1 protein-coding gene is annotated in these 2,256 nt (G+C 74.4%); it reads right to left on the bottom strand.

Annotated elements, in window-relative coordinates; all coding sequences use genetic code 11:
- Window positions 1-213: 213 nt before the first annotated feature.
- A partial coding sequence (locus tag C2142_RS37510; RefSeq protein WP_346766426.1) for an FtsX-like permease family protein occupies window positions 214-2,256 on the bottom strand: 2,043 nt, incomplete at its 5' end.

Below are 2,256 nucleotides of genomic sequence, written 5' to 3'. Positions count from 1 at the left end.
GGTGTCGCGGTTCTGGTGATTGCTCCGGGGCCGCCTCTCTCGGATTTCTCGGCTGGTCTGGAGTGGTGGGTGCGGTGCCGGTGTCGAGGGCCGTAGGCCCCTTTCTGGCGTGTCCGAATCCGATTTCCTGGCGCTGCGCCTTGCGCGGTTTTCCTGTTTTGCTTCGGTAATGGGCTGGATTGCAATTCGCATTCTTCCTGACGGTGAAGACGGCTAGGGATGCGGTGGGCGGTCTTCGCGAGGCTGGCTATTCGCGTCTCGCGCCTGGTTGCGGCCGGGCAGGTAGGGCTGTAAGCCGCTCCTGGAAACGCGCTCAGAACGCCACTGGAACCGCTCCGGGTGCCGGTCCGGAATCTGTGGTTGAGAGCCCGTCAGGGACCGGCACGCGGGGCGCCGGTGAGGGCCCGCCACGGAGCGCCGAGCGGGCGAGCCCGGACCGGCGGGGCAGGGAGCCGGGCGCGAGGGCCGCAGGCCCGCCCCCAGAGGCGGCGGATGGGCCGCCAGCCCAGCAATCACACGGCGAAACCGGCCCCGAATACGGAGTTCGCCGCCGCGCCGGTCGAAGGTGAGGGCGGCCGCCAGGCAGAGCACCACCGCGGCGACGCCGGCCAGGCCGGCCGGGCCGATCGCGGCGAGCGGCGCGGCGGCGTCACGCCGGGCGGTCGCCTGCTGGAACAGCTGCGGCAGCGGGGAGGTCATGATCAGGTCGTCCCGCCCGGTGCGGGTCTTCATCTGGACGCTGGTCCGGCCGGCCAGGTACGAGGAGATCTCCTCGCTGGTCCGCGGTAGCCGGTCGGCACGCAGGCCGTCGAGATCGACGGGCAGCCGCCAGAAGTCCGTCGCGCCGTTGCCCCACGACGCCAGCCGGTCGACCGCACCGGCGTCGATCATGCCTGAGGTCTTCCAGTAGAAGCGGGGGTTGCCGCCGTCGAGGCAGGCCTTCTCCGGGCAGGGCAGGTCGGCCCAGAAGGGGTCCTTCGGGTCGTTGGGGTCGTAGAGGCCCACCACCTCGGCCCGCTGGCTGTCCTTCGGCTGCTCACCGGCCGCCGGCGAGTATCCGCCGTCGAGTACGTCGCCGAGGTGGATGCCGATGGTGTCGGCGGCGCTCCGGCTCAGCGCGACCGGGACCGGTCCGCTCGGGTCGCCGGATCCGGGCCAATGGCCGGCCACCAGCCTGGCGTGGTAGGCGAAGCCGTGCAGGTAGAGCAGGCCGGCCACCGGCAGGGCTTCGTCGGGCGTGGCGAGCCCGGGGTTGTAGAGCTGGCGCGAGCGGTCTCCGCGTGCGCCGTACACCATGCCGTCCGCGGCGAACTGGAAGGTCTCGTTCGGGCGGGAGAGGAGCTTCTCCGCCACGTGGTCGAGGTCGCTCGCGCCGTAGCGCCGGTGTGCAGTGGCGAGCACGCTGGTCCAGACCGGGCCGCGGGCACGCAGGTACTCGTGCAGGGCGGTGTCCGTCCCCCGGTCGACGGCCCGCGGGAACGCGGCGGCGAGGAAGACGGTGCCGAGGGCGAGCGCCAGGGCGAGCAGCGCGGCGAGCGGTGCCGTGCGCAGCCTGGTCCGTATCCAGGGGGCGGGGCGGTGTTCGTCCCGGGGTGCGGTGCCGGTGGGGCGGGGCGGTGTGCTGGTGGCGGCCGGGCTGGTCACATCTCCTCCACGTGCCGCAGCCGGGCGGCCACGTCTCGACGGCGGCGGCCGGTCAGGAGGGCCGACGCCAGGGCGGCGGCGGTGATCGCGGCCGCGATCAGGGCGGCCGGGCCGCAGGCCGACCAGGACTTCGGGTTCCGGCCGGCGGGCGGCCGGGGTCAGCACCACGAGTGGGACGACCAGGTGGACGGTCAGGGTTCCCAGGCCGAGGCCGACGAGGCTGGCGAGGCCGACCAGGACGCCCTGTTCGGCGGCGACGGTCCGCACCAGCCAGCGCCTGGGGGCCCCGAGGGCGAGCAGCACGGTGAACTCCCCCGCGCGTTCGCGGGCGGAGGCGGCCGAGGCGGCGGCGAAGCCGATCGCCGCGAGGACGGTGCTGACCAGGGCGATCGCGGCGAGTGCGCTCTGCGGGGCGGCGCTGAGCGGGTCGGCGAGCAGTTGGTCGGCCATCTCGTCGTTGAGGAGCAGTTGCTGGCCGCCGGGTTCGGCGCGCAGCTTGGCGGCGGCCGCGGCGGGGACCGGGTCGCGCGGGCCGGTGGCGGGCAGCCACCACTCGGCGGGCGGCGGCAGTTGGCGGCCGCCGGCGGCGAGCAGGCGCCCGGGGCAGGTCGA

It is taken from the genome of Streptomyces sp. CB01881 (assembly GCF_002953255.1).
Taxonomy (GTDB): domain Bacteria; phylum Actinomycetota; class Actinomycetes; order Streptomycetales; family Streptomycetaceae; genus Kitasatospora.
This window is presented reverse-complemented; position numbering and strand designations above follow the sequence as displayed.